This window comes from Paraburkholderia sp. SIMBA_054 (assembly GCF_046534875.1).
Taxonomy (GTDB): domain Bacteria; phylum Pseudomonadota; class Gammaproteobacteria; order Burkholderiales; family Burkholderiaceae; genus Paraburkholderia; species Paraburkholderia hospita.
In genome coordinates this window covers 1-251 of sequence record NZ_JAWRXV010001288.1, presented here as the reverse complement: position 1 = coordinate 251, position 251 = coordinate 1, and the positions used below count along the sequence as shown (strand labels likewise).

The following is a 251-nucleotide window of genomic DNA, read 5'->3' as shown; positions in this document are numbered from 1 at the left end:
CGTAGTACGGATCGAACGTCGCCCATGCTTCGATCGAGCCTGACGCGAACGCCGCAAACCCATCCACCGGCAAGATGAAGCGCACGGTCACGTCGTCTTTCGACAAGCCTGCTTCAGCAAGCGCGCCGTATAGCTGGAATTGCGAAATGCTGCCGCGCGCCGACGAAACGAACACGGTACGCCCTTTCAGTTGCGCGACGCTGCGTATCGTCGAATCCGGCGCGATCAGAATGCCGAGTTGTGCGCCGGAG

At 61.0% G+C, this 251-nt stretch carries 1 protein-coding gene; it reads right to left on the bottom strand.

The window, feature by feature from the left end; translation table 11 throughout:
• Positions 1-251: ABC transporter substrate-binding protein (locus SB822_RS59255; RefSeq protein WP_410859395.1), on the bottom strand; the 251-nt coding region annotated here is incomplete at both ends.